Below are 3,604 nucleotides of genomic sequence, written 5' to 3'. Positions count from 1 at the left end.
GAGGAGCTCTGTAAGGGCCCTTTTTGTCTCCGTCAGATCCTCTTCGGTTTTCCGAAGGAGCTCCTTCTCCTTTTCCTCTTCCCGGGTCACCCGCGCCAGGAGCTCCGCCACCGAACGCCAGGATGCTTCGAGGGTCTCGTGAATCCGATGTGCAAGCTCAATAGCTTCGTCCTCCTCTGCAAGACGCAGGAGTTCTATTCGCCTCCTCTCTAAACTTGCAATTTGCTCTGCCCGTTCCCTGAGTTCTCGCAAGACCTCTCGAAGCCTTTTAACCCCCTCCAGCCGTCCCTCACGAGCTCTTGATTCCTCTTCAGCCAACCTTAGTTCTCGCTCAAGCGCCGCCTCTTCTTTTCTGAGTCGAGCTGCTTCCCCCTCAAGGTCTTCAGCCTCAAGGAGACGGAGTTTTTCTCGCAGCGGTCCAAGCTCCCCCTCAAGCACCTTAACCCTATCCCGAACAAGCTCCCGCATTCTGTCGAGGATATCAAGACCAAAGAGACTGCTCAAGGTTCGGAAGCGGTCTGCTGAGGAGGCCTCAACAAAAGCCAGCGTCTCCCCCTGAGGCAAAAAGACCGAAGAGCGAAACGTCAGGGCATCACATCCAAGGAGTTCCTCGATGTAAGCGGTAACCCCCTGTTCCCCGGATGCTACCGGCTTCCACCGCTCTCCCTCCCGCTGCTCAAGGTAGGCCGTCCCTCCCTGCTTCACCGAGTACTCCCGGGTAACCCGGAATTTCCTTTCTCCAAGGAGGAACTCAAGTTGCACCCGGAGGGCTTTGTCGGGACTCCCCCGATGGATGAGCCCCTTTTTCCCTCGCTCGGTCCGAATTCCCCTGCCGTACAGGGCAAAGTACATGGCTTCAAGGAGGGAGGATTTTCCGGCTCCGTTGGGTCCCACAATGACAAAGAGGTTTGAAGGAAACTCAAGCTCAACTCTCTCAAGCCCCAGGAAACGTTCAAGCCTGAGATACAGGGGTCTCATTGCTCTTCTCCCTCAAGAACTCTGTGGTAGTACGCTTCAAAAAGTTCCACCACTTCCCTGGAAAGGTTCTCTTCTTCCGCAAAACGGGCAAAGAGCTCCGGCAAAGCCGCAACATCAACCGATGCCTCTACTGCGCTCTTTTCCTCTTCCTCCCAAATGGCTTCAATCACCACGATTTCGAAGCGCTCACCCCGAAGACGCTTGAGCTCGGCCATCCACTCCGGGGAGAGAATTTCCCCCCGAACCCGGAGACGAACGTAGTTGCGCCGGCTGTTGCGGAGCTTTTCTTCCACGAGACGACGAACTTCCGAAACTCCAAGGGGCCGCTCAAGATCGATGCTCAAAAGGGATGAGGTCTCGAGGAATACCGGATGCACCCTCGGCTGCTCACCGGGAACAAGTTCAGCAAGGACAAAGCCACCCTTATCCCCAGGATTCCTGAAATTGTCCGGGACAAGGGACGAAGGGTAACAGAGGGTAAAGGGACTCTCAAGAAGGGTATAGCCATGGAGATGCCCCAAAGCACCGTAGGAGAAACCATGAGGGAAATCGGCCCTTTTGATAAACACTTCCCGAGAAGCGTTAGCCTCCGCGTAGAAAGCGAGCTCTTCCACCGTCAGGTGCCCAAGGAGAATGTGGAAGTGGCGGGGATTGAAGGATGCTACCCACCTCTGCATGGTCTGCAAGAGATGCCTTTTAGCCTGTTCCTGAACCCTCTCCCCTGGATGATCCCCCAGGAACCGGGAAATGGGTATGTACGGGATTGGGAAAATCGTCACCTCAAGCTCCCCAAAGTCCCGGGGCATCATGTCCCGAATGACCGTAACTCCTTGAGGGAACACCTTCCGCAGAGCTTCTACAGCGTACCAGTCGTGGTTTCCGATAATCCAGACAAAAGGAGCAATACGGGAAAGCTCCGCAATAGCCTCTGCAGCAAGCTGAATCGCCTCTTTTGGGGGATGGTAGTACTGGTGGAAGAGGTCTCCAGCGTGGAGGATGAGGTCTACCTTTTCTTCCTGCGCAACTCTAAGGAGTCGCTCGAGGCACTCCTTTTGCTCCTCGAAGCGGTCAACTTCCCGATAGCTCCTCCAGGAAACGAGCCCCAAATGCCAGTCCGCAGTGTGAAGGATTTTGAGTGGCCTCATCTTCTTCCCACCAGGATATTGTACCAAACTCTACGGTGCCCTGTATAATAAGGGCATGCGTGGAAACAGGGCCTATTTTCCGATTCTCGGCGTCCTCGTCTTTTGGGGGCTCTCCTGGCCTCTGACGAAAATGGCTCTTGGGTACATGTCCCCCTATACCCTCTCTTTCTTTCGTTTTGCCACGGGAGCCGTCTTTTTTCTTGCCCTTACCCGGAGAATCCAGGTAACACCAAGGATTGTTTTCGGCGCCCTTCTCAACGGGGTCTTCTTCGTCACCATGGTGAACTTTGCCGTCCAGGCTTCCCAAAACCCGGGTTTAGCCTCAACTCTTGTGTACACCCAGCCGCTTTTCGTGGCCCTTCTTGCGATTCTTCTTGCCCAGGAAACCCTTCGATTCCTCCAGGGTGCAGGCATGCTCCTCGCCTTTGCAGGTATTCTCATTTCTGCCGGGAGCGTCAACTTCGACCGAGGGTCCCTTCTTGCCATCGCCTCAGGCTTTCTCTGGTCTTTGGGAATCCTCTACTACCGAAGGTACCTCAAGGAAGAGAATCTCCTCGCTTTCAACACCTCTTTGAACCTCTTCTCCACCCTTGCCCTTCTTCCTCTTGTTCTCTCTGAGAAGCACTTTGTTCCTACCAAAGAAGCCTTCTTCTGGGGTTTTTCCACTGCCTTCTCTGCCCAGGTCGTGGGATTTTTCCTGTGGTTTTTGAGCCTCAAAACCCTTGGAGCAGTGACTTCTGGCACCTTTTCTCTCCTTGTTCCTGCCTGCGCTTATCTTTTCACCTACGCCATCATGGGACGAGCGCCGACACCCGAGCAAATTCTCGGTTCCTCCCTGGCGCTCCTTGGGGTCTTCCTGAGCCAGGTACGGAGAGGGAGTTCTTGAAACTCCACACTACAGGCCATGGTATAATGACCTCAAAATGACACGCGAAGACAAAGACCTCTTGGAAAAAGTCAAAGGCGTCCTTCTCCTCCATGAAGAAATTGTCTTTGCGTATCTTTTCGGATCTTTCGCCGAAGGGAGTAGCTACCGCGATATTGACATAGCGGTGTACTGCGACGACAAAAGCCCTCTGGTCCATGCTCCCCTCTATGATGTTGAGCTCTCACGGGAACTCGAAAATGTCCTCCGCATTCCGGTCGATGTTGTGGTCCTCAATAACGCCCCTGACTACATCGTATACCGCGCCTCTCGGGGTATTCTCGTTAAGGACACGAACGAGAACCTCCGGTTCGATTTCCTTCTTCCCCGCCTAAAAAAGTACCTGGACTTCCAAGAGTTGTTGAAAAAGTACACCCAGGAGTTCAAGGATGCCTGTAGATAAAGAGAGAGTCCTTCGTCTTTTGGGCGAAATCAGGAAAGCGCTTGGCGTTTTGAGAGAATTCCAAAAAGAAGAAAAAGAAAGAGTACTGGAGTACCCCGGAGAGCTATGCTGATATATTCTGACTCTTGCTGCCTACGGATTCTCCACCACTCC

The 3,604-nt window shown here is 53.6% G+C and carries 4 protein-coding genes; 2 read left to right on the top strand and 2 right to left on the bottom strand.

Annotation, left to right across the window (positions count from 1 at the left end):
- On the bottom strand, positions 1–978 hold a 978-nt coding region (locus tag H5U36_09685; GenBank protein ID MBC7218379.1), incomplete at its 3' end, for an SMC family ATPase.
- On the bottom strand, positions 975–2,123 hold the full coding sequence (locus tag H5U36_09680) for an exonuclease SbcCD subunit D (GenBank protein ID MBC7218378.1): 1,149 nt from the start codon (positions 2,121–2,123) through the stop codon (positions 975–977). The genes H5U36_09680 and H5U36_09685, both read right to left, overlap by 4 nt.
- Positions 2,124–2,178: 55 nt before the next feature.
- Between H5U36_09680 and H5U36_09675 the strand changes: the two genes are divergently transcribed.
- Entirely contained in the window at positions 2,179–3,009 is an 831-nt protein-coding gene (locus tag H5U36_09675; protein MBC7218377.1) for a DMT family transporter, read from the top strand.
- Positions 3,010–3,046: 37 nt separating this feature from the next.
- Entirely contained in the window at positions 3,047–3,451 is a 405-nt protein-coding gene (locus H5U36_09670; GenBank protein ID MBC7218376.1) for a nucleotidyltransferase domain-containing protein, read from the top strand.
- Positions 3,452–3,604: the final 153 nt, after the last annotated feature.

This window comes from Candidatus Caldatribacterium sp. (genome assembly GCA_014359405.1).
Classification (GTDB): Bacteria; Atribacterota; Atribacteria; order Atribacterales; family Caldatribacteriaceae; genus Caldatribacterium; species Caldatribacterium oleiphilum.
Note: the sequence above shows the minus strand (reverse complement) of the source record. Positions and strands in the feature narration are given on the sequence as shown.

Coding starts and splice junctions, on each gene's coding strand:
- H5U36_09680 (MBC7218378.1), bottom strand. CDS start 2,123: ATGAGGCCACTCAAAATCCTTCACACTGCGGACTGGCATTTGGGGCTC.
- H5U36_09670 (MBC7218376.1), top strand. CDS start 3,047: ATGACACGCGAAGACAAAGACCTCTTGGAAAAAGTCAAAGGCGTCCTT.
- H5U36_09675 (MBC7218377.1), top strand. CDS start 2,179: ATGCGTGGAAACAGGGCCTATTTTCCGATTCTCGGCGTCCTCGTCTTT.